Annotated in this window: 21 protein-coding genes; 12 read left to right on the top strand and 9 right to left on the bottom strand. The window is 57.0% G+C overall.

What is annotated here, in order from left to right:
- Positions 1-7 precede the first annotated feature (7 nt).
- From rbfA to eno, 12 genes are all read left to right on the top strand, one after another.
- Positions 8-379: a 30S ribosome-binding factor RbfA gene (rbfA, locus tag DW088_RS05190; RefSeq protein WP_117555081.1), complete on the top strand. Its 372-nt coding sequence runs from the start codon at positions 8-10 to the stop codon at positions 377-379.
- Positions 376-1,335 carry a DHH family phosphoesterase gene (locus DW088_RS05185; protein ID WP_118360012.1) on the top strand — a complete coding sequence of 320 codons (960 nt, stop codon included), beginning with the start codon at positions 376-378 and terminating at the stop codon, positions 1,333-1,335. Before rbfA ends, DW088_RS05185 begins: the two co-directional genes overlap by 4 nt.
- The gene (truB, locus tag DW088_RS05180) at positions 1,322-2,239 is read left to right on the top strand and encodes a tRNA pseudouridine(55) synthase TruB (protein WP_118360011.1); all 918 of its coding nucleotides are present in this window, start codon (positions 1,322-1,324) and stop codon (positions 2,237-2,239) included. Before DW088_RS05185 ends, truB begins: the two co-directional genes overlap by 14 nt.
- A 152-nt stretch (positions 2,240-2,391) precedes the next feature.
- The gene (ribF, locus tag DW088_RS05175) at positions 2,392-3,297 is read left to right on the top strand and encodes a riboflavin biosynthesis protein RibF (protein WP_118360010.1); all 906 of its coding nucleotides are present in this window, start codon (positions 2,392-2,394) and stop codon (positions 3,295-3,297) included.
- Between the two features lie 853 nt (positions 3,298-4,150).
- Positions 4,151-4,717, top strand: coding sequence for an RNA polymerase sigma factor (locus DW088_RS05170; RefSeq protein ID WP_118360009.1), 567 nt, complete (start codon positions 4,151-4,153; stop codon positions 4,715-4,717).
- Positions 4,638-5,558 carry a hypothetical protein gene (locus DW088_RS05165; protein WP_118360008.1) on the top strand — a complete coding sequence of 307 codons (921 nt, stop codon included), beginning with the start codon at positions 4,638-4,640 and terminating at the stop codon, positions 5,556-5,558. The genes DW088_RS05170 and DW088_RS05165 overlap by 80 nt, the downstream gene beginning before the upstream one ends.
- A 177-nt stretch (positions 5,559-5,735) precedes the next feature.
- Positions 5,736-6,221 (top strand): tRNA (uridine(34)/cytosine(34)/5-carboxymethylaminomethyluridine(34)-2'-O)-methyltransferase TrmL, encoded by a 486-nt coding sequence (gene trmL / locus DW088_RS05160; protein WP_118284636.1) that lies wholly within the window; start codon positions 5,736-5,738, stop codon positions 6,219-6,221.
- Between the two features lie 11 nt (positions 6,222-6,232).
- The gene (locus tag DW088_RS05155) at positions 6,233-7,111 is read left to right on the top strand and encodes a DegV family protein (RefSeq protein WP_118360007.1); all 879 of its coding nucleotides are present in this window, start codon (positions 6,233-6,235) and stop codon (positions 7,109-7,111) included.
- A gap of 224 nt (positions 7,112-7,335) precedes the next feature.
- Positions 7,336-8,526, top strand: a complete 1,191-nt coding sequence (locus DW088_RS05150) for a phosphoglycerate kinase (RefSeq protein WP_118360006.1) — start codon at positions 7,336-7,338, stop codon at positions 8,524-8,526.
- 112 nt (positions 8,527-8,638) lie between these two features.
- On the top strand, positions 8,639-9,409 hold the full coding sequence (gene tpiA / locus DW088_RS05145) for a triose-phosphate isomerase (RefSeq protein ID WP_110435367.1): 771 nt from the start codon (positions 8,639-8,641) through the stop codon (positions 9,407-9,409).
- Positions 9,410-9,525: 116 nt separating this feature from the next.
- Positions 9,526-11,259, top strand: coding sequence for a 2,3-bisphosphoglycerate-independent phosphoglycerate mutase (gene gpmI / locus DW088_RS05140; RefSeq protein WP_279217331.1), 1,734 nt, complete (start codon positions 9,526-9,528; stop codon positions 11,257-11,259).
- 251 nt (positions 11,260-11,510) lie between these two features.
- Positions 11,511-12,830 (top strand): phosphopyruvate hydratase, encoded by a 1,320-nt coding sequence (gene eno, locus DW088_RS05135; RefSeq protein WP_117489732.1) that lies wholly within the window; start codon positions 11,511-11,513, stop codon positions 12,828-12,830.
- A gap of 286 nt (positions 12,831-13,116) precedes the next feature.
- Here eno and DW088_RS05130 read toward each other — a convergent pair whose 3' ends face one another.
- The 9 genes from DW088_RS05130 to DW088_RS05090 form a co-directional block, all read right to left on the bottom strand.
- Positions 13,117-14,163 (bottom strand): hypothetical protein, encoded by a 1,047-nt coding sequence (locus DW088_RS05130; RefSeq protein ID WP_118360005.1) that lies wholly within the window; start codon positions 14,161-14,163, stop codon positions 13,117-13,119.
- Positions 14,164-14,179: 16 nt separating this feature from the next.
- Positions 14,180-16,000 carry a hypothetical protein gene (locus DW088_RS05125; protein WP_118360004.1) on the bottom strand — a complete coding sequence of 607 codons (1,821 nt, stop codon included), beginning with the start codon at positions 15,998-16,000 and terminating at the stop codon, positions 14,180-14,182.
- On the bottom strand, positions 16,000-16,368 hold the full coding sequence (locus DW088_RS05120) for a hypothetical protein (RefSeq protein ID WP_118360003.1): 369 nt from the start codon (positions 16,366-16,368) through the stop codon (positions 16,000-16,002). Before DW088_RS05120 ends, DW088_RS05125 begins: the two co-directional genes overlap by 1 nt.
- 112 nt (positions 16,369-16,480) lie before the next feature.
- Positions 16,481-17,512: an FN3 associated domain-containing protein gene (locus DW088_RS05115; protein ID WP_117751069.1), complete on the bottom strand. Its 1,032-nt coding sequence runs from the start codon at positions 17,510-17,512 to the stop codon at positions 16,481-16,483.
- 48 nt (positions 17,513-17,560) lie between these two features.
- Positions 17,561-18,052 carry a hypothetical protein gene (locus DW088_RS05110; protein WP_118360002.1) on the bottom strand — a complete coding sequence of 164 codons (492 nt, stop codon included), beginning with the start codon at positions 18,050-18,052 and terminating at the stop codon, positions 17,561-17,563.
- Positions 18,027-19,586 (bottom strand): hypothetical protein, encoded by a 1,560-nt coding sequence (locus DW088_RS05105; protein WP_118360000.1) that lies wholly within the window; start codon positions 19,584-19,586, stop codon positions 18,027-18,029. The genes DW088_RS05110 and DW088_RS05105 overlap by 26 nt, the downstream gene beginning before the upstream one ends.
- The gene (locus DW088_RS05100) at positions 19,576-19,767 is read right to left on the bottom strand and encodes a hypothetical protein (protein WP_118359998.1); all 192 of its coding nucleotides are present in this window, start codon (positions 19,765-19,767) and stop codon (positions 19,576-19,578) included. Before DW088_RS05100 ends, DW088_RS05105 begins: the two co-directional genes overlap by 11 nt.
- Positions 19,768-19,782: 15 nt before the next feature.
- Entirely contained in the window at positions 19,783-21,057 is a 1,275-nt protein-coding gene (locus tag DW088_RS05095) for a phage terminase large subunit (protein WP_118359996.1), read from the bottom strand.
- 20 nt (positions 21,058-21,077) lie between these two features.
- Positions 21,078-21,290, bottom strand: coding sequence for a hypothetical protein (locus DW088_RS05090; RefSeq protein WP_118359994.1), 213 nt, complete (start codon positions 21,288-21,290; stop codon positions 21,078-21,080).
- Positions 21,291-21,323: the final 33 nt, after the last annotated feature.

Below are 21,323 nucleotides of genomic sequence, written 5' to 3'. Positions count from 1 at the left end.
TTGTAAAATGTCTACTCGAATTGATCGTATTTCCGAAGAAGTGATGAAGGCTCTGGCGGAGGCGATGCGCTCTGTCAAGGACCCGCGTGTACAGGAGGCTATGGTTTCCGTGGTACACTGCGATGTTACCAACGATCTGCGCTATGCGAAGTGCTATATTTCCGTACTCGGCAGTGAGCAGCAGACCAGGGACGTGATGAAGGGCCTGAAGTCCGCTGCAGGCTGGCTGCGCCGCGAGGTTGGCCACAAGGTACAGCTGCGCTATGCGCCGGAGCTGGTATTTGAACTGGATCAGTCCATCACCCACGGTGCACACATCTCCGAGGTGCTGCACGAGCTGAAAAATGAAGGCAAGCTGGGAGAGGAGGACGCAGAATGATCGTTGACGTTGCTGGCGCTGCTGCTGCGCTGCAGGCAGCGGACGACATTCTCATCCTGACTCACCGCAGACCGGACGGCGACACGGCAGGCTGTGCCGGTGCGCTCTGCCGCGGTCTGCAGCAGATTGGCAAACGCGCATATATTCTGGAAAATCCGGAGATCACCAGGCGTTATGCGCCGCTGATCGTGCCGTATTATCCGCCGGAGGATTTCGTTCCGGCGTATGTGGTTTCGACTGATATCGCTGAGGAGAAGCTGTTTCCGGACACGGCGGAGCCGTATAAGGGCAAGGTCGATTTGGTCATTGACCATCACGGCTCGAACGACGGCTTCGGCAAAAAAAACCTCATCCGGCCGGATGCAGGCGGCTGTGCCGAGGTGCTGTACGATGTGCTGACCGCGCTCGGCGTTAAGTTCACATCCGACATTGCAGAGTGCATTTATATCGGTGTTTCGACCGATACCGGCTGCTTTAAGTTCTCGAATACGACCGCGCATTCGCATGCGGTAGCGGCGGCCTGCCTGACTGCCGGTATCGACGGCGGTGAGATCAACCGCGTGCTGTTTGAGACCAAATCGCGTCCGCGGTTTGAGATGGAGCGCATTGTATTTGATACGATGGAGTTCCACGAGAACGGTGCGATCGCGGTTGCCGCGCTCTGGCGCAGGGATATCGACCATGCAGGCGCGGATATGGACGATCTGGACTCGATTGCATCGCTCACGCGCCAGATTGAGGGCGTACAGATCGGCATCACGCTGACCGAGAAGCCGGACGGTACGGTTCGCGTTTCCGTCCGCACCACCAAGGAGATGGACGCGGCTGCTATCTGCAAGAAGGTCGGCGGCGGCGGTCATGTCCGTGCGGCAGGTGCAAGCTTCACCTGCGGCATGGCGGAAGCCAAGGCTGCTATGCTGAAGGCGGCAGAGGAGCAGTTTCATGCAGCAAAGTGACCTGAACGGCATCCTGCTGATGAACAAGCCGCAGGGCTTTACCTCACATGACGTGGTAGCCAAGCTGCGCGGCATTCTGCATACGCGCAGGATCGGTCACGGCGGCACACTGGACCCGATGGCGACCGGTGTTCTGCCGGTATTTGTCGGCGGTGCGACCAAGGCGGCAGATTTTGCCGCAGCGCAGGATAAGGAATACGTTGCCGGGTTTACGCTCGGCTACTGCACAGATACGCAGGATGTCACCGGCGAAATGCTCCAGACCAGCGAACGCTACGCCGCGGAATACGCAGTAAAGCAGATGGTACGGCGCTTTGTCGGCCCACAGCAGCAGGTACCGCCCATGTATTCGGCGGTCAAGGTGAACGGCCAGAAGCTGTACGATCTGGCCCGCAAGGGCAGGGAAGTCGAGCGTCCGGCACGCGATATCATTGTGCACGAAATGGACCTGCTCGACTTCGATGAGAATGCCCAGAAGGGCACGCTGCGGTGTAAGGTCAGCAAGGGCACCTACGTCCGCACACTGGTCAATGACCTTGGCGAAAAGCTGGGCACGCTGGCCGTGCTGCACAGTCTGGAGCGTACCCGTTCGGGCGCGTATGAGCTGGCGCAGTGCCATACCTTTGCCGAGTGTGAGCAGGCGATGGCAGAGGGTACCATGCAGCAGCTTCTGCTGCCAACCGACAGCCTGTTTACCGATAGACCCGCCGTTTCGCTCACCGACGAGGGCGCAGAGCGCATTGCGAGAGGTGCAGTTGTGTTTCCGCGCCAGACCGACGGTCTGCCGGAGACCGCAGATACCATCTGCCGTGTGTACCATCAGGATAAATTCCTCATGCTCGGTCAGGTGAGAGAGCTGGATAAGGGCGGTTTAGGTCTGTTTGTATACAAAAACTTTCGATAAGTTTTTGCATACAAACAGAAATGGAGAATTGAAAATGGAAAATGGATAATGAAGGTATCGCGCCTTGCGCGATGATTTAATAAGCGCAAAGCGCCGCATTCATTCTCAATTCTCAATTTTCAATTATCAATTTTTTTCAGGGGGATTCCCTTATGATAGAAGTTACAAAGCCGCGTGCCATCGCGCTCGGCTACTTTGACGGTGTGCATCTGGGCCATCGGGCGCTCATGCAGCGTGCGGTCGAGCGTGCCAAGCAAATCGGCGGCACGAGTGCGGTTTTCACGTTTGATGTGCATCCGGATTCGGTTGTCATGGGCCGTCAGGTGCCGCTGCTGACCGCAAATGCATATCGCACCGAGGAGATCAAAAAGCTCGGCGGTGTGGACGAGGTTATTTTCGGCCATTTTGACCATGAAATGCAGCACATGGACTGGCGCGATTTTATCCACAAGCTGCTCATCGGTCGCTTCAATGCGGGCTGGATCATCTCGGGCCGCAATAACCGTTTCGGCTATAAGGGGCAGGGTAACGCAGAAGGCATGGCTATCGAGTGCGAAAAGGCCGGCATCGGCTATGACTGCATCGAGGATGTCAAGATTGACGGCATTGTGGTGTCCTCCACCTATATTCGTCAGCTGATTTCGCAGGGCGATATGGAAGGTGCGGCTAAGTTTCTCGGTCATCCGTATACGGTTTCCGGTATTGTGGAGCATGGACGGCGTGTCGGCACAAGCGTGCTGCAGGTGCCGACGGTCAATCTGCGTCTGCCGACCGAAATGGCGATGCCGCCGTACGGCGTGTACGCAACCCGCGTTCTGGTGGACGGACAGAGCTATATCGCAGCGACCAATATCGGTGTAAAGCCGACATTTTTAGACGGCGGTGCACCGACCATCGAGCCGCATCTGCTCGACTTTGCGGGCGATCTGTACGGCAAGATGATCCATGTGGAGCTGCATAAGTTCCTGCGTCCGGAAATGCAGTTTGAATCGGTGGAGGCGCTCAAGACCGCCATCGAGGAGAATGTGCAGCAGACCAGAGACTTTTTCGCGGAATGAGAAAAGGCGATATCGCGGTTGAACGCGGTATCGCCTTTTGCGTTATGCAGAATGGAAAATTGACGTAACAATTTCATTTGTTCATTATAAAGTGGTGCAAATCGGATAGACGTCGGTGTGAGGGCACCCCGACCTATGGATACGAGTGTAAATGATACCGATAAATAAAATTCACAGGTACCGTCCGTACTAACGTGTAAATGAGTTGCGTGACATGGGTATTCCCAGGGGACCCTCTCTTGCCTTTCGGGCAATTCACCTTGTGCCGCGCCCTGAGGAGATTTAACCGTATGTGTAGTAGAAAGGTATCTGACACTGCGAATAGGTTCAGAAAGATACGGTAGAAAAAATCCTCTGCCGTTCTCCTTTTCGAAGCGGTCGCCGCTCTCTGATTTTCGCCAGACTGTCAATAAAGGAAGCTGGAGTCAAGAGGATGGAAACCTTGGTGTCCATCCTTTTGTCCTCACGAAGTGAAAAAGGGCGGAAAAAAGCCGCCTGATGAATCAGACGGCGATTTTCCCTCAAAGAGCAGGTAAAGAGTAAAGAAAGAAAAAAGAAAAAAAGAGAGCAAATAAAATATAAAAACCAATGTGGTTGTTGGTTATTGTCGATTTGTTGTGTTCCTTAGAACAATTATTATTATAGTCGTTTTAGATAAAAATGCAATAGATTTTTTGTTTAATGTTCCAGAGAAAATGCGAAAGTTTTTGTGCATATATCACAAGAATAACCTCTGTAAATTGTAGGTAAACACAAAGCAAAGGGAAAATAAGCCGAAATCTCAAAAAATCCGGCGGCAGTGGGAACGATTTGCCGCTGCAAAACGTGTTGGTGGTGAAAGGAGGAGAGAGCAATGCAGACAACACTCAGGTCGGACGCATTTCTGCAGCAGGCGATGGACACCTGCGGCGACGCGGTCTACCGCTTAGCTTTGTGCAGACTGAACAGCCGCGCGGACGCAGAGGACGTCTATCAGGAAGTCTTTCTCCGGCTGCTGCGGGACGACACCGATTTCCGCGACACCGAGCACCTGAAAGCATGGCTGCTGCGCGTAACGCTCAGCCGGTGCGCCGATCTTCGCCGGTCGGCGTGGTTTAAGCGCACCGCACCGATGGAAGCTGCCGCGGATGCTGCCGCTCCGGAACCGGAAAGCAGCAGCGAGCTGTGGCAGGCGGTACACGCACTGCCGGACGATCAGCGAATCGCGGTGTGGCTGCACTATGTGGAGGGCTACCGCACAGAGGAGATCGCGGAAATGGTCGGCTGCCGTCCGGCAACGGTACGCACGCGGCTGCATCGCGCAAGAAAGCAATTAAAGCTGGATTTGGAGGGATCTTACGATGAAGAACAACTGGAACGAACTGAAGGACATCAAGGCTCCGCAGGAGCTCAAGGAGCGCACGCTGGCAGCAGCTCGTGAAGCGCGTAAGCTGACGAACGAACCGCTGCATGCGGTGCCGCGCCATCCGTGGGGAATGGCAAAGCGCCTTCTGGCGGCAGCCTGCGCGTTCGGTATTGTGCTGGGCGGTACGGCGGTTTATCGCACGCATAATGGCACCGCGCAGACCGGCAGTGCAGTCGTAGCGGATGCCATCAGTCACACATTCGGCTTTGCAGCCTATGCTGCCGATACCGGCGAGCTGCGTCAGCCGAAGGACAGCAAAATCGTGTTCGATACCGGCAGCGGCGCAGACGATCCGGAAAAGGGTTTCTACTCCGGCTGTCTGTTCAAAGTCACCGGTGAGGATATCAAGACCGTATCCGCAACCATTGACAAGGGCGCAGTCTACCGCACGAAAACCGTCAAGGATACATCGGCCGACCGAGACGAGTGGGTGCGCTCGATGCATCAGGGCACGAACCCCGAACTCGACGGCGCAGACCGGATCATGGTCTGGGGCAGTGACGAGATGCATATGTACGCCGACCTGTGCTGGAAGCTGGACAACGGCTTCACCGACGAGTACGACCCGGACGCCGGCTACGGTCTGTGGCTGCCCAGCCAGCCGGAAACTACGGACGATGATCTGCAGGATTCGTGGCACGCGGCCGTGGACGGCTTTGAGGGCGCAAAGCTGACCGTTACCATCACCTTTACTGACGGCTCGGAGCAGACCCGCTCGATGACGCTGCACACCGGCAAGCTGGGCGTGGAATACAAGGACGATACGTCCGGTCCGAGCCTTACCGGCGAAGTGCTGACCGATGAGCAGGCCGCAGCGGAAGGCTATATCTATGGCGTCTATGCGGATATTGAGTAATTGAAGATATGTGCCATTCATCCAAAATCATCAGAAAATTAGCATAGTGCATGAAAATTTCCTCTGAATCTTGTGTTCAGAGGAAACTTTTTTGCGAAAAAAATGGGAATATACCTTGAAAAATACGGTGTTATCGCATAAAATAGAAGAAGTTTAGTTCGTAAATGAGGCGAAAGTATGCTCAACATTGTTTTGGTCGAGCCGGAGATCCCGCAGAACACCGGCAACATTGCCCGCACCTGTGCGGCGACAGGCTGTGTGCTGCATCTGGTCGAGCCGCTCGGCTTTGCTATCGACGATAAGCGCATGAAGCGGGCCGGTCTGGATTACTGGCATCTGCTCGATGTGCGTATGTATAAAAATCTGGATGAATTTTTTGAGAAAAATCCGGACGGCCGCTACTTCTATGCGACAACAAAGGCGCCGCACGCCTATCATGAGGTGGAATACCGCGACGGCGACTACCTGATGTTCGGCAAAGAGACCCGCGGTCTGCCGGAAGCGCTGCTCATCGAGCACCCGGAACGCTGCGTCCGCATTCCCATGAGAGAGGGCGCGCGCAGCCTTAATCTGTCTAACTCGGTCGCTGTTATTGTGTTTGAGGCACTGCGGCAGACCGGCTTTGAAAATCTGAGACTTGCGGGACCGTTTCCGCAGGCATAAAGGAGTAAAGCATGGAAAAGATTCATATTTTGACCGATTCCTCGTCGGATATCCCACACGAGCTGGTGGAAGCCCACGGAATCGAGATCGTTCCGATCATGCTGACGCATGAGGGACGCAGCTTCCGCGAATATTACGACATCACATCCGAGGACTACTGCAGGCTGCTCGAGACCAGCAGCGAGATTCCCGGCACGGCCATGACTACGCCGACTGTATTCCTCGAGTCCTACAACCGTGCATTTGAGCGCGGCTGCACGCATCTGCTGGCAGTGCTCATCAACGGCGGCGGCTCGGGTACCTATCAGGCGGCCTGCCTTGCAAAATCCATGTTTGAGGAGGAGCAGGGCGAGGGCAAAATGACCATCGAGGTCATTGACTCCAAGACCTACACCTACATTTACGGACACATTGTTGTCAAGGCTGCCGAAATGCGCGAGCAGGGCGAGAGCTTCGACGCGATCGTCAGCGTGGTAAAGAGCCGTCTTAACCGCGTGGAAGCCTACCTCGGCGTGTACAGCCTCAAGTTCCTCAAGAAGTCCGGCCGTATTTCGGGCGGCGCGGCTTTCGTGGGTGAGGCGCTCGGTCTCAAGCCCATCAGCCATGTGTATGACGGTGCGGTAAAGGTGTGTGACAAGGTGCGCGGTGAGAAGGCACTCGTTGCCGGAATGAGCAAAAAAGTCTCCGCCCGTGTGGTGCAGCCGGATAAGCAGACGGCTATCCTGCTCTACGGCGATGTACCCGCCGAGCGTCTGGATGAAATGGAAAAGCGTCTGCGTACCGAAATTGGATTCCGCGATGTGGAACGCGTAGTGATCGGTCCCTCGGTTCTGACAAATACTGGTCCGCTGGCGATGGCTGTAGCGTATTATGGAACGCCGCGGGATTGATGCAAAAATTGTGAATGTTGTTTAATATTTCGCAACTTTTTGGCGAAAAACGCAAAAATCCTCTAAAAGCGAGTTGGAATGTGATGATTTTCACAATTTTGCTTGCGAATGACACGAATTACGAGTATAATTCTGTATTGGAAACGGAATTATTGTAGTAATAACAACCGTGCTTTTGTTCCTTATCGTAACTTTATAATACATCTTAAAGGAGAGGGATATTTATGCAGTATAACAAGAAGAGCGTTGAGGATATCGACGTATCCGGCAAGAAGGTAATTGCCCGCTGCGATTTTAACGTACCGCAGGACGAGAACGGCAACATCACCGACGACAAGCGCATCCGTGCTTCGCTGGAGACCATCAACTACCTGCTGGATCACAACGCTGCTGTAATCCTGTGCTCGCACCTCGGCCGTCCGAAGGGCGAAGTAAACATGAAGTATTCGCTGGCTCCGGTCGCTAAGCGCCTGAGCGAGCTGCTTGGCAAGGAAGTCAAGCTGGCAAAGGACGTTGTAGGCGAGGACGCTAAGAAGCTGGCCGCTGAGGTTAAGCCGGGCGAGGTCGTTCTGCTTGAGAATGTTCGCTTTGAAAAGGGCGAGACCAAGAACGACGCTGCGCTGGCAAAGGCTATGGCTGACATGGCTGACATTTACGTCAACGACGCATTCGGCACCGCACACCGTGCACACGCTTCCACCGCAGGCATCGCAGATTACCTGCCGGCTGTATGCGGCTTCCTGATCAAGAAGGAAATCTCCATCATGGGCAAGGCTCTGAGCGACCCGGCTCGTCCGTTCGTTGCAATCCTGGGCGGCGCTAAGGTTTCCGACAAGATCGGCGTTATCGAGAACCTGATCGACAAGTGCGACACCATCATCATCGGCGGCGGCATGGCCTACACCTTCTCCAAGGCAAAGGGCGGCGAGATCGGCACCTCTCTCTGTGAGGAAGACAAGATCGAGCTGGCACTCGGCCTGCTCAAGAAGGCTGCTGACAAGGGCGTTAAGCTGCTCCTGCCGGTTGATACCGTTTGTGCAGATCACTTCGGCGCGGACGCTGCTCCGGTCGTATACGAGGCTGGCAAGATCCCGGCTGACATGATGGGCATGGACATCGGCCCGAAGACCGTAGAGCTGTTCTCCGAGGCTGTTAAGGACGCAGGCACCGTTGTTTGGAACGGTCCGATGGGCGTATTCGAGTTTGACACCTTCGCAGTCGGCACCAAGGCTGTTGCCAAGGCAATCGCTGAGAGCAAGGCTGTTTCCATCATCGGCGGCGGCGACTCCGCAGCTGCTGTTGAGAAGCTGGGCTTTGCTGACAAGATGACCCACATCTCCACCGGCGGCGGTGCTTCTCTGGAGTTCCTCGAGGGTCTGGAGCTGCCGGGCATCGCATGCCTGCAGGACAAGTAAGTCCATTAGGAACGCTTTATATCGGAGCGCGTTCTGTTGAGCGCTCCGTATAAATACATAAAGATTTAAGACGGAAATGTCCGTCCGAATGTTTGAAAGGGGTAAAACCAACATGAATCGCAGATATCGTAAGACCATTATCGCCGGCAACTGGAAGATGAACAAGACTCCGGCAGAGGCAAAGGCTCTGATCGAAGAGATGAAGCCGCTCCTGTCCAAGACCAAGTGGTGCGAGATGGTTCTTTGCGTACCGTTTACCGATATTCAGGCTGCTGTAAAGGCTGCTAAGGGCTCCAAGATTGCAATCGGCGCTGAGAACATGCACTTCGAGAAGTCCGGCGCTTTCACCGGCGAGATCTCCGCTGACATGCTCAAGGAGCTGGGCGTTAAGTACGTTATCATCGGCCACTCCGAGCGCCGTCAGTACTTCAACGAGACCGACGAGGCTTGCGGCAAGAAGGTTCAGGTCGCTCTTGAGAACGGTCTGCGCCCGATCCTGTGCGTAGGCGAGTCTCTGACCGAGCGCGAGCAGGACGTTACCATGGAAGTTATCCGCAAGCAGATCAAGATCGCTCTGCAGAACGTAGCTGTTGAGGACATCAAGAAGGTCGTTATCGCTTACGAGCCGATCTGGGCAATCGGTACCGGCAAGACCGCTACCGCAGAGCAGGCTAACGAGGTTTGCTCCGCTATCCGTGACTGCCTGCGCGAGAAGTACGGCGCACGCGCTGCACGCGGCATCACCATCCAGTACGGCGGTTCTATGAACGCGAAGAACGCTTCCGAGCTGCTGGCTCAGCCGGACGTTGACGGCGGCCTGATCGGCGGTGCCTCCCTGAAGAGCGCTGACTTCGCTACCATCGTAGAAGCAGCTAACCAGTAAGATAAGGATACGGGAAAGGGAAACGCTCCCTCACCGTTTTGCGGAGGGGGACATGGTGCATATCGTGTCCCCTTTTATTCTCTTATCGTTCGCTTCTGTAAAGGAGTTTTATCAGTATGAAAAAAACCACTATGCCGGGCATGCCGGAGGTAGAGGTAGTCGAGATCAAGACTTCCGCACCGGTTAATGTTCTGGCAGATCCGGCTCCTGCAAAAAAGCCGGCGGCAAAGCGTAATCGCAAGACCGCTGCTAAGACTGCCGAGGAGAAAAAGCCGGCAGCAAAGCGCGGCCGCAAGCCCAAGGCAGCCACCGCTGCTGCCAAGAAGGCAGAGGGCCCGAAGAAGCCGACCGCTCTGATCATCATGGACGGCTTCGGCCACCGCGAGGAGACCAAGGGCAACGCCATCGAGGCTGCTAAAAAGCCGAATCTCGATAAGATTTTCGCAGAGAACCCGCTCACCTATATCGGTGCATCCGGTCTGGACGTTGGTCTGCCGGACGGCCAGATGGGCAACTCCGAGGTTGGCCACACCAACATCGGTGCAGGCCGCATTGTATATCAGGAGCTGACCCGCATCACCAAGGCTATCCAGGACGGCGATTTCTTCGAGAATCCGGCTCTGATGAGTGCTATCAACCAGTGCAAGTGGTTCGATTCCACCCTGCACATTTTCGGTCTGCTGTCTGACGGCGGTGTGCATTCCCACATTGACCACATGTTTGCGCTGCTTGAGCTGGCACGCCGCAATGGTCTGCGCAAGGTTTGCTTCCACTGCTTCATGGACGGCCGCGACACGCCGCCGCAGTCCGGTATCGAGTATATCGACCGCCTGCAGGCCAAGATCGACGCTGTCGAGGTCGGCTGCATCGCAACCGTATCCGGCCGTTACTATGCAATGGACCGTGATAACCGCTGGGATCGTGTGCAGAAGGCGTACAACGCCATTGCACTCGGCGAGGGCGAGCACGCTGCTACCGCACACGAGGCCATGGAGCAGTCCTACGCAAACGGCGTAACCGACGAGTTCGTTGTTCCGGTTATCGTTACCGAGGGCGCGACCGTCAAGGACGACGACGCGATCATCTTCGCAAACTTCCGTCCCGACCGTGCACGTGAGATCACCCGTGCATTCGTTGATCCGGAGTTCACCGGCTTTGAGCGCGTACAGCCTAAGATTCACTACGTCTGCATGACGCAGTACGATGCTACTATTCCGGGCGTGGAAATCGCCTTCAAGTCGCAGAGCCTGAAGAACACGTTCGGTGAATATATCTCCGATCTGGGTATGACCCAGCTCCGCATTGCCGAGACCGAGAAGTACGCACACGTTACGTTCTTCTTCAACGGCGGCGTTGAGAAGGAGTACCCGGGCGAGGATCGTGCTCTGATCCCGTCCCCGAAGGTTGCAACTTATGATCTCCAGCCGGAGATGAGCGAGCCTGCCGTTACCGAGGAGTGCGTAAAGCGCATCCTGTCCGGCAAGTACGACGTTGTTATCCTCAACTTCGCAAACTGCGATATGGTAGGTCACACCGGCGTATTCGAGGCTGCAGTCAAGGCTATCGAGGCTACCGATGACGGCGTAGGCAAGGTCGTTGACGCCATCCTCAAGATGGGCGGCCAGTGCCTGATTACCGCCGACCACGGCAACGTCGATCAGATGCTTGATGCCGATGGTGTTACTCCGTTCACCGCACATTCCACTAACCCGGTGCCGCTCGTAATGGTCGGTCACGAGGGCAAGCTGGCAGAAGGCGGCGTACTGGCTGATCTGGTTCCCACCATGCTGGATATGATGGGTCTCAAGCAGCCGGAGGAGATGACGGGTCACAGTCTGCTTGTTAAGTAAGTCTCCAAGGGGGACGTTGTCCCCCTTAGATACCGAAAAAGTTCCCAAGGAAACTTTTTCGGATATTCCCCTCATCTTTGCACGGCAAAGACGGTTCGGGACACGTGTCCCGAAGCAGTGGTATAAAAGTCCGGCAGAGCTGGACTTTTATGGGGAATTTTATCGCCGCGTGCGCGCGGCGCAGCAAAAATGTGATTTTTGCTGTTTCGTTAGCCAACCATTTTATTTTATAATAAGAAGGAGAAAGAATTATGAAGGGCTACATTGAAATTGTTGATGTAATCGGCCGCGAAGTTATGGACTCCCGCGGCAACCCGACCGTTGAGGTTGAGGTTTACGTTGAGGGCGACACCGGCGCATACATGGGCCGCGCTGCTGTTCCGTCCGGTGCTTCCACCGGTATCTTCGAGGCTTGCGAGCTGCGTGACGGCGACAAGTCCCGCTACAACGGCAAGGGCGTACTCAAGGCTGTTGACGCTGTAAACGGCGAGATCGCTGAGGTTGTTATCGGCATGAACGCTCTCGACCAGCAGGCAATCGACAAGGCTATGATCGAGGCTGACGGCACCCCGAACAAGACCAAGTTCGGCGCAAACGCTATCCTCGGCGTATCCCTGGCTGTTGCCAAGGCTGCTGCAGAGGCTCTGAGCCTGCCGCTGTACAACTACATCGGCGGCTGCAACGCTAAGACCCTGCCGATGCCGATGATGAACATCCTGAACGGCGGCGCACACGCTACCAACAACGTTGAGATTCAGGAATTCATGATCATGCCGGTTTCCGCTCCGTCCTTCCGCGAGGCTCTGCGCCGCTGTGCAGAGGTATTCCATCAGCTGAAGACCACCCTGAAGGAGAACGGCACTCCGGCAGCAGGTGTAGGCGATGAGGGCGGCTACGCTCCGAACCTGAAGAAGGACGAGGACGCTCTGAAGGTTATCGTTCAGGCAATCGAAGAAGCTGGTTACAAGCCGGGCGAGGACTTCATGATCGCGATCGACGCTGCTTCCTCCGAGTGGTGGAACGACGAGGAGAAGTGCTATATCCAGCCGAAGTCCGGCAAGAAGCTGACTCAGCAGCAGCTGGTTAAGATGTGGAAGAACTTCGCTGAGAAGTACCCGATCATCTCCCTCGAGGACGGCATGGCAGAGGAAGATTGGGAAGGCTGGGCTATGCTGACCAAGACTCTGGGCGACAAGATCCAGCTGGTTGGTGACGACCTGTTCGTAACCAACACCGCTCGTCTGTCCAAGGGCATCGAGCTGGGCGTTGCTAACTCCATCCTGATCAAGGTTAACCAGATCGGCTCCCTGACCGAGACCCTGGACGCTATCCAGATGGCTAACCGCGCAGGCTACACCGCAGTTGTATCCCACCGTTCCGGCGAGACCGAGGACGCAACCATCGCTGATATCGCTGTTGCACTGAACGCTGGCCAGATCAAGACCGGTGCTCCGTCTCGTACCGACCGCGTTGCAAAATACAACCAGCTGCTCCGCATCGAGGAAGAGCTGGGCGAGGACGTTGCACAGTTCCTGGGCAAGAAGGCTTTCTTCAACCTGAAGAACAAGTAAGTCTCCGTCCTTACCGATACTGCAATATGAGAAAACCGCACGCTTTTGCGTGCGGTTTTTTATAGCAATTTCTTGCGAATATATAGTAAATTCTTGCGCTTGAGTTGACGGACGGACAAACCTGTGCTATCATATATGCAATAGCATAGCGAATTCTCTGTGCTGAAACAGAGAATCTGGCTTTTTGGATAAAATTGCTCACATTTTCATTTCTTTATCATAAATCACCTCTGTGCCTTGTGCGCAGAGGTGATTTATTTTTTCGAACAGACACGGCTTGAAAAAATCAGCCGCCGTAGCCGTTCTTCCATCGCTGCAGCGCGAGCGCTGCGTTCTTGTAGCTGACATCGGCGGTCGGTGTTCCGGCGGGCACACCGAGGATAGCCGCGTCACTCTGACGAACGTATCCGCTGGTTTTCCAGCGCTCAAGCGCCTGCTCGTAGGCACGGGTCTGTGCATTCGCGGCCGCACTGCTGACATTCAGCTGATAATTGCGCCAGTTCAGCGTCGGCGTGCCGTTCAGGAAGCCGGTCAGACCGGCTACAGACAAGCCGTAATCGCGGTCGGCGTTAAACTGGCTCAGTGCCGCCTGCGCCTGCTGGAGCGCCGCATTTTCCGATGCGGTATAGTAGCTGTTCTCGGCGGCTGCGGTCTGTTCATCGGCAGCATTCTGCGCTGCCGCACGCGCGGACAGACGCGCCTGCCCAAGCGAATTCAGGTCGCTGCGGTACCGGTTGTCCACCGCAATGCGGCTGGTCTCCGCCATGCCGCTGGTGGCTGCCTGCCCGCGTGCGCCCATGTTAAGTCCGAGCGCCGCCAGCTTTTCCTCGTTGTTCACCGCGGACTGTCGGGCATTGATATCGGTCTGACGCATACCGGCGGCGTAGTCGTTCTCGATGGACGCGAGATTGCTCTCGAGCTGTTTTGCAATGCGGCTGCGGGCGGTCTCAAATCGCTTGAAACGGGCATTTTCCGCCGCATCATACAGGCTGCTGACACGGTTTGCACCGGTTGTTGTGCTTGAAACCGAGTACGGACGGTAGGTGCCGTTCCACGTCGAAACCGCGTCGTTGGACGCAACCTTGCCGCCGAGACCGAGCGAGTCGATCTTGTTCTGGCGTTCGCTCAGCAGCTGCTGGCGTTTCGCTGAATCAGTCGTGCCGGCGATCGCCGCCGAGTAGTCAAAATTGTCGCGGTAGCCATTGGAATTGAGCGTGCCGGAGGACTTGCTCGACGTCGATTTGCTTGCCGCCGTCTTAGTCGAAGTGGACTTGGATGCGGTTGACTTTATCGTTGATGTTCGGCGTGTGGAAGTTGATTTGATGATTGCCAAAGGGGAATCCTCCTTTCTAAATTACGGTCTGACCCTGTGTCCAGCGGATGGTGAGCGCGAGCAGACCAAACGGCTCATCCGGCCGGTCGTTGCCGATGCGCACGGCAAACAGCGGACTGCGGTGCTGCTTCCAGCGGGTACGGTACGTCACCGCACCCGGAATGCACCGGAAGGAGAACCGCGAAAAATCCAGTGTGCGGAAGGAAAACAGGTCCATATTGCGGGAAAGCGCAAGCTGGACACCGTTTTCGTTCTCGTACTTCACGGTCGCGCCCGAGCGGGAATGCGGCATGAGCGTCGGAATCACGTCCCGCACGGTCTTGAAGCGGCTCCAGTCGGATAAGGGCATGGTAGGCGTGCGCCAGTACGCGGCAATCGCCGCCGTGTCATCAAGATAGGCGTGCTCCTCCTCGCTTTTGGCAAAGCGGCACAGCCGACCGTCTGCCGTGCCGAACCACAGATGACCGTTCAGCACCGCCAGACACTGTGCAGGCACGTTCACCCAGAAAAACCACGCCGGATCGCCGTTTTCCTCGGTCAGAGAGCCGTCCGCGACATAAATGTGTCCGTTCACTGCCAGATAATATTTGCCCTCGAATACCACCGCACAGGCGCTTTGGAGGTCGGTCTCCTGCGATAATTTCGGCACAATGGCATCGGATACCGAGCGGATCGTCCGCTGTTCGGCAACGGCGGTGCCGTACACGCCCTGCACACCTCTTGCCGAGAGATACAGCGGCAGGTCGTTCAGCACGGCGAAGCAGCGGCTCGAAATCGCGCCTTCACCTTGCGCACCCTGCTTGAGAGGATACAGCGCAGAACCGTCATCCGCCATCATGTAGGTGCGCAGATAGCTGGTCGCCTCTTGTGCGCCGCCGGACTTGACCACGACCTGACTTTCGTACTGCTTGAGATAGCCGACGATCGCAGATGCGTCCGTGCCCATGCGAGTGTAGCCGGTGTCCGGAAAGTAGGTCGGGTCGTATAGGCCGCTCTGCCAGTCGCAGTCCGGCTCGTCCGGGTTGCCGGAGAGGAACACGCGCGTGTCGTTTTTGCCGCCGTACAGACCGGCAAAGCGGCATTTGTTGATCTTGTCCGCATGCCCGCTGACGGTTTTGGCAAACGCGATGGACACATTCGCCAGTCCGTTTCCGTTTGCCGGAGCAGCGGCCAGCGTTACCAGACCGGTCGAGCGGTTTACCGCCGAAACGGTAACCGCCGAGCCGTTCACCTCAGCCGTGACAGCTGTCTCGTCGAGGCCGGTCGCGTCCACCTTGAACTGGGTCGCCGTGCCGTCCCCGATAAAGGTGTTGATGCGCTTAGGCGTCAAGAGATTTACCGCCTCGTAGCTGGTGCCGCCGCCGGTCGGCGCCGCAGAGATGGTCGTGGTCGGCACATAGGCGGTGCCGGATACCGGAACGGCTTCCCAGACCGTGTTTTTGCTGCTTTTGCGCACCGCACGATAGGTTTTGCCGTCCATCAGGTAGAGTACACCCTTCACCGTGAACGACTGGGAAAACGCCTCGTTCATGTCCGCGCACAGCTCGGTCTGCGTGCCGTCCGGTGTCCGAAAATACAGCTTTGCACCTGCGTGAACGGCACAGCCAATGCCATCCGGCATAGCGAATAACCCATAGATGGGGGCGTTAAACTGCGCCTGTGTGCGCCATCCGGTGCGCTTTACCAGAAAATCGTTCTGGTCGCAGATCATGTTCTGCATATCCGGCGAGCGGGAGAGAGACACCTTGGTCGGATGCGTGCGGCAGTCGATGCCGCCGAACCGGCTGACCACAGTCTGCTGCTCGGTCTCCGGATAGGGGAATTCGTAGCTTCGCATTAAATCATCTCCTGCACGGCGGTAAACTGCGCGGGACAGTGACTCAGCAGGCGTTCGCTGTATTCGGTTGCCGCCCAGTTGAACTTGGCCTTGTCGTCATCCGCGACAAGCAGCGCCGCCAGTCCGTACGGAAAACATTCGCGCGCCAGCCAGTCACCGGCGGGCAGTTCCTCGGTCAGCGTCGTCATGCGCGGCGGCACAAGCAGCACGTCTTTGCCGTCAGACGCACGTTCCGCGTTCATCTCGCGCAGGCTGTTCGCTAACAGTTGGTTGAGCGCACCGAGCGCAAACTGCTCGTAATACACACCGCTGTCCGGCGTTTCGGATAAAATATTCAGCGCTGCACGAAAGCATTCGGTTCCGGTCATAGGATTACCTCCTTTGTGATGGGTTCATTGGATACAGTGAGAAGTTAGGAGAAGGAGTGAGGAGTAAACGAAGAAAAACTCCTATCTCCTCACTCCTAACGCCTATCTGAATTTAGCCTTCCGCTACCTCGGACGGATACGCGCCGGACTGCACACAGTATGCGCGGATCTTGCAGCCGGTTTCAGGCGTCAGCACGGTGCCGGCAACATAATCCTTAGCGGAATCCGAGTAGCGCGGATCCGAGCCGTCCAGGGTGTAGCGCACCTTGCCGAACGCGGTGATCTTGCCCTGGCTGATGGTCGGTGCGCTCGAGCGGCAGTCCTCATCGACCAGTGCATATACGCCGCCGCACTTTGCGCCGAGCACATACGCGTCGTAGTAGTGACGGCCCTCGATCAGCGCACCGGACACGCCGACCGGGTCCTCATGCACCTTGGCATCCGCAATCTTGTACGGCATGAGCACGGCATCCTTGTGTGCAACGAGGAAGTACACGTCCTCCGGCAGATAGCTCTTGGGAACGCGGACGACATTCATGCCGAATACCTCGCCGCACACGCCCTTGGCGATGGACTGACGCGCCAGCACATCCACGCCTGCAAACTCGTCCGAAGTGCACACCAGCTTGTACATTTCGCTCGTCAGATACAGATAGCGGTTGTCGTCCGGCACGAGCGCGTCATCGAGCGCCTGAGAAGCGTCCGCGATCTTGCTGATGATATTCGCCTTGGTCGGCTTTGCACTTTCCACAATGCTGCCCGCCATGGTGACAAAGCGCTTGAATGCGTACTTGTCTGCCGCCGGCGTGGACTTCTCGTTCAGCTGCAGGCGCAGCATGTCGGCGGCGTTCTTGACCAGATTCTGATCGAGGTTGTTGCCCTTGTCGATGGTCAGGGTAAACGCCTTGTCCTGCGTCATGGTCAGTTCCTGCACCACGTCCTGCATTTCGGTCACATCGCCGTAGCGCTTGAGACCGCCGTCACGGTCGTAATCGACCTCCTCCACCGTGATCGGGGTGTAAACCTTGAGCGTTTTCACGCCGGTCAGGTCATACGTCTCCGCGGTCTTGCCCTTGATGAAGGACGCACGGGTGAATACCTCCGCAATCTGGTCGGAATACTTGCTTGCGAGATTGATAGCCATAAAAATTTACCTCCTATATAAATGTTAAATCGTGAAGTGATGAGAGTGTTACTTGCCGAGCAAAGCGAGGGTGACCGGATCTGCTCCCGTGGGTTCCCCGTCCGACTGCGCCGGACCGACCGCCGCACGGCGGTTCTTCTGGTTCATCTCGAGGGCGGCGAGTTCGTCTCTCAGCTCGGCAATCTCCCACTTGCGGTACGCGGACACGAGCGAGCCTTCCTGCTGCGCCCACTCCCATACCTGCTGCGGAATGTCCTCGGGACGGACATCGGGATATTCCTCGACGAATGCGGCGTAGATCTGGCCGTTCGGCATGGCGTTTGCCGCACGATTACGGCGGATGTAGGCGTTGCGCTTGGAAAGGCCCTGTGCGGCTGCGTCGATCAGCTCCTCGAGCGTCAGTTCGACGATATCGCCGTCCACCTCGACCGGATAGGTCTGCGCATTTTCCTGCGGCTGGATTTCCGCCGCCTGCTCCTGTGCGAACGGATTGATCGCCGTTTCCTGCTCGGGATTAGGATTCATTGCTGTTTTCTGCATTACTGTTTGCCTCCTTTTGCTGCTGTCGCTGTACGCGGAGCGCGTGCAGCAGGTCGTGTTTGCCGCGTACCTGATAATCCGGTACGTTTTCCAGATATACGAGCGGGTCAGAAATAACGCCGCTCTCCAGCAGATGATCGTTTGTCATCGTCTGCATGGTTTCGGACCAGTAGCTTGCCGCGCCGACATCCACCTGCAGGCGCATGTCCTGTCCGGCGAGTGCGGAGAAGTCGAACGTGCATTTTTCGGGTTCGTCGCCGTCCTCGTTCGGCAGAACGAGCGTGCGCACGCCGTAGTGCGCGCCCATCAGATCGAGAAACACGCGCGCCCAGTCCTCAGTGAAGCGGTAGAACTCCATTTTGGTCAGCTCGAGCGGCGCCGCCGTAGCGTTCTGCACCGCGATAATTGCCGAGGTGTTGTCCGGATTGACCGTGCCGAGTGCGGCTTCGCTTGCGCCCATGAGTTCCGCGGTATCGGTCATCATTTGCTTGAGCAGCTGCAGCACCTGCGCCGAGATATCCGGTGCACGGAACGCCGCCGCGATGGCGTCGTTCGGGTTGCCGCGCATGCCGATTGCCTTGCCGACGTCATTCGACCAGCCGTTCGGGAATCGCGTCATGTCGTACACGATCTTAGGGAACGCCACCTGCTTGATGCACTGGACGTACATCGAGTACAGCTTGTTGATGGCAATCTGGTTCGGAATGGCCTCGGTCAGCGGACTTTCGCCGTGGCACGAGCCGCGCACGCGGTTCCAACACAGATGCGTCACCGGATACAGCCGATAGGGGAGCACCTTTTCGCGCATTACGACCGCGTTTCGCGTGGTCTTGCAGAAGGCAATGCCGTTCTCGGTCCTGCGCATGTGCAGCAGTACAGTCACGCGGTCACTGTCGCTCGAGGTACGGTAACGGTGGTACTCGCCCACATCATCCGGTCGAATGGCTTCCGCGTCACTCGCGGAGATGCCGTTGGCACGCGCTTCCTGCCGCACCTCATCTGCATCGCGCCGCATGGCAATGATAATGTACGGCTGGCGCTGTACCTCATCGCAGGCGGCGTTGCCGAAGCAGATGTTCGTGGAATCGATCAGCTCCACCGCAATATCGCCCTTGACCGCCTGACCGGTCTCAAGCGCCGGATCAAAGTGCATGTAGAAGCAAGCATCACCGTCCACACAGGCGTTTTTCAGCAGCGGGCGGCCGAGCGCCTTGACACCCGAACGCTCGATCGCGGATGCAAACGCACGCTCGAGCACATGCGCGGTCTGCCGACCGTCCTTGTCCATGTCGAACGGCTGGGCGCGTACCGCCACATCGTCGGAGACCAGCATGGACACAAACAGGTTGACACAGCGGCGCAGCACGTTGAAGATCAGCGGGTCGAGCGACTGCACGCGCAGTCCCTCCCACTGCCTGCCGAGGTAAAATGCCTCGTTGCGCCGCACACGGTCGTATAAACCGATTGAGCGCTTGTAGTCGCGGTCGCGCTCATATTTCTTCCAGATTGCTGTCGGTGACGGATCAAATTTCATCGTTGTCCTCCTCTCGTCCGTAGTTCATCAGCGCCGCCAGATCGCGGCTGAGCGTATCCTCCGGCGTAGATTCTGCCGTGTGCTCCTTCGGCAAACGCCGCGGCAGAACCACACCGCCGGAGATGACTGCACCGGTCAGGACCAGCACCGCCGCAGACAGCGTGTAACATAAAATTTCCATAATGCCTCCTTTCAGTCAAAACCTGAGAAATTCTCCTACTTCGCAGTCATACGCCGACTGCGGCATAGCCTTAACCGGCTCATAAATGGTCGCGGCGTACCCGCGGAGCGCATCCGGCGCATGGGTCAGCTCGTGCGGCGTGTTCGCTGTGTCGGACGGATTGCGTTTGTCGTGCTGCAGCGCAGGCAGCGTGCGGATCAGATTGCGGCAGGTGTCGAAAATCGTCAGTCTGGGACGAACGGCGCCGTCCGTATCCTTGCGCGGCATGAGCAGCTCGTGCAGCGCCAGCCATCCGGCGACACGTTCATTGCTGCTTTTGACAAAATCCAGTCCGCTGTCCGCGAACAGCTCTACCGCGCTTCTGCCGGTTTCCTGCCGTCGGTTCCACAGATCGGGCGGCGCGAGACGGCAGTCAATGCGTTCTCCGGCCGTCTCACAGGCAAGCATCTGCGCCGCTGCATCCGAAATGATGAGTCCAGGACGGTAGAGTTCGCGGTAGACCACGCTGTGTCCGTCCGGACTTTGCGCGATCCAAAGCGCTGCCAGCATGTCCAGACCGTAGTCAATGGTCAGGCAGCGCCGCCAGTCATGCGGGATGGCATACGGCTTTACAATATGCAGGTCGCGCGAAAATTCGCTGAAATACTGTCCCTCGTTCAGTTCCCACACGCCGTCGAGCAGTGCTTTCCGGTCGGCAGGAGAGAGCAGCTTCAGGCGTTTCTCGTAGCCTGCATCCGCCTTGCGGAGAAACGGGTTATCGCCCAGTCTTGCGGGCAGAAACAGCCGCGTGCCGCCGTCGAACTCGCGCACGGTGTCCGGCGGCATGGAGTCGATAAACCGGCTCTTGACCCACTGGTGACCGACACCGCCGGGATTGGTCGTCGCCTTGACCTGCTTGGGGAATCCGTTCGTGCCGCGGATACGCGACAGCAGATAGGTGAACTGGCTTTCGGTGAAATGTGTCAGCTCATCGAACCGGATGACATCGTATTCCGCGCTCTGGTATCTGGTCACGTCGCTTTCCGCGTCGCAGTACCCGAATTCCAGCGCCGAACCGTTTGCAAAATCCCACCGGTGCTCACTCACCTTGTACTTTGCAATGCACTGCGGATACAGCCGCAAAGCCGCCGGTACAAGCGAGCGCTCCAGCTCCGGCATGGTCCGTCGCAGCATGAGCTGCCGCGAACCCGGATAGCACACCGCAAACCGCAAAGCATCGAGCAGCTGGCCGTGGCTTTTGCCGCCGCCTGCCGCGCCGCCGAACAGTGTTTCGAGCGTGTCCGACTGCATGAACGCCGCCTGCCGCCGTGTTACGGGGAATTCGTATCGTCTACGATCCGAAACACGATCTCCACCGGCTGGACTTCGGTCTGCTCGCCGCCCAGCATTACGCCTTTGCCGACCGTCCGGTCGAGAATTTCCTTGATCGCGCTGAGCCGGCTGTTCGCGGGCGCTTCCGCATCGTCTGCGATGTCGTACAGCATGCGGATCAGCCGATCCGGCTTTTCGTTTTCTCTGCACATGGCCTCACCTCCTTTCGATGAGCCATAGAATAG

The organism is Butyricicoccus sp. AM05-1, assembly GCF_003474415.1.
GTDB classification, from domain to species: Bacteria; Bacillota; Clostridia; order Oscillospirales; family Butyricicoccaceae; genus Agathobaculum; species Agathobaculum butyriciproducens.
This window is presented reverse-complemented; position numbering and strand designations above follow the sequence as displayed.

Excerpts from the sequence above, each read along its gene's own strand:
- trmL (WP_118284636.1), top strand. The coding sequence starts at position 5,736 with ATGCTCAACATTGTTTTGGTCGAGCCGGAGATCCCGCAGAACACCGGC.
- DW088_RS05110 (WP_118360002.1), bottom strand. The coding sequence starts at position 18,052 with ATGCAGAAAACAGCAATGAATCCTAATCCCGAGCAGGAAACGGCGATC.
- DW088_RS05185 (WP_118360012.1), top strand. The coding sequence starts at position 376 with ATGATCGTTGACGTTGCTGGCGCTGCTGCTGCGCTGCAGGCAGCGGAC.
- tpiA (WP_110435367.1), top strand. The coding sequence starts at position 8,639 with ATGAATCGCAGATATCGTAAGACCATTATCGCCGGCAACTGGAAGATG.
- DW088_RS05150 (WP_118360006.1), top strand. The coding sequence starts at position 7,336 with ATGCAGTATAACAAGAAGAGCGTTGAGGATATCGACGTATCCGGCAAG.
- truB (WP_118360011.1), top strand. The coding sequence starts at position 1,322 with ATGCAGCAAAGTGACCTGAACGGCATCCTGCTGATGAACAAGCCGCAG.
- eno (WP_117489732.1), top strand. The coding sequence starts at position 11,511 with ATGAAGGGCTACATTGAAATTGTTGATGTAATCGGCCGCGAAGTTATG.
- gpmI (WP_279217331.1), top strand. The coding sequence starts at position 9,526 with ATGAAAAAAACCACTATGCCGGGCATGCCGGAGGTAGAGGTAGTCGAG.
- DW088_RS05095 (WP_118359996.1), bottom strand. The coding sequence starts at position 21,057 with ATGCAGTCGGACACGCTCGAAACACTGTTCGGCGGCGCGGCAGGCGGC.
- rbfA (WP_117555081.1), top strand. The coding sequence starts at position 8 with ATGTCTACTCGAATTGATCGTATTTCCGAAGAAGTGATGAAGGCTCTG.
- DW088_RS05100 (WP_118359998.1), bottom strand. The coding sequence starts at position 19,767 with ATGGAAATTTTATGTTACACGCTGTCTGCGGCGGTGCTGGTCCTGACC.
- DW088_RS05155 (WP_118360007.1), top strand. The coding sequence starts at position 6,233 with ATGGAAAAGATTCATATTTTGACCGATTCCTCGTCGGATATCCCACAC.
- DW088_RS05125 (WP_118360004.1), bottom strand. The coding sequence starts at position 16,000 with ATGCGAAGCTACGAATTCCCCTATCCGGAGACCGAGCAGCAGACTGTG.
- DW088_RS05165 (WP_118360008.1), top strand. The coding sequence starts at position 4,638 with ATGAAGAACAACTGGAACGAACTGAAGGACATCAAGGCTCCGCAGGAG.
- DW088_RS05105 (WP_118360000.1), bottom strand. The coding sequence starts at position 19,586 with ATGAAATTTGATCCGTCACCGACAGCAATCTGGAAGAAATATGAGCGC.
- ribF (WP_118360010.1), top strand. The coding sequence starts at position 2,392 with ATGATAGAAGTTACAAAGCCGCGTGCCATCGCGCTCGGCTACTTTGAC.
- DW088_RS05090 (WP_118359994.1), bottom strand. The coding sequence starts at position 21,290 with ATGTGCAGAGAAAACGAAAAGCCGGATCGGCTGATCCGCATGCTGTAC.
- DW088_RS05120 (WP_118360003.1), bottom strand. The coding sequence starts at position 16,368 with ATGACCGGAACCGAATGCTTTCGTGCAGCGCTGAATATTTTATCCGAA.
- DW088_RS05170 (WP_118360009.1), top strand. The coding sequence starts at position 4,151 with ATGCAGACAACACTCAGGTCGGACGCATTTCTGCAGCAGGCGATGGAC.
- DW088_RS05115 (WP_117751069.1), bottom strand. The coding sequence starts at position 17,512 with ATGGCTATCAATCTCGCAAGCAAGTATTCCGACCAGATTGCGGAGGTA.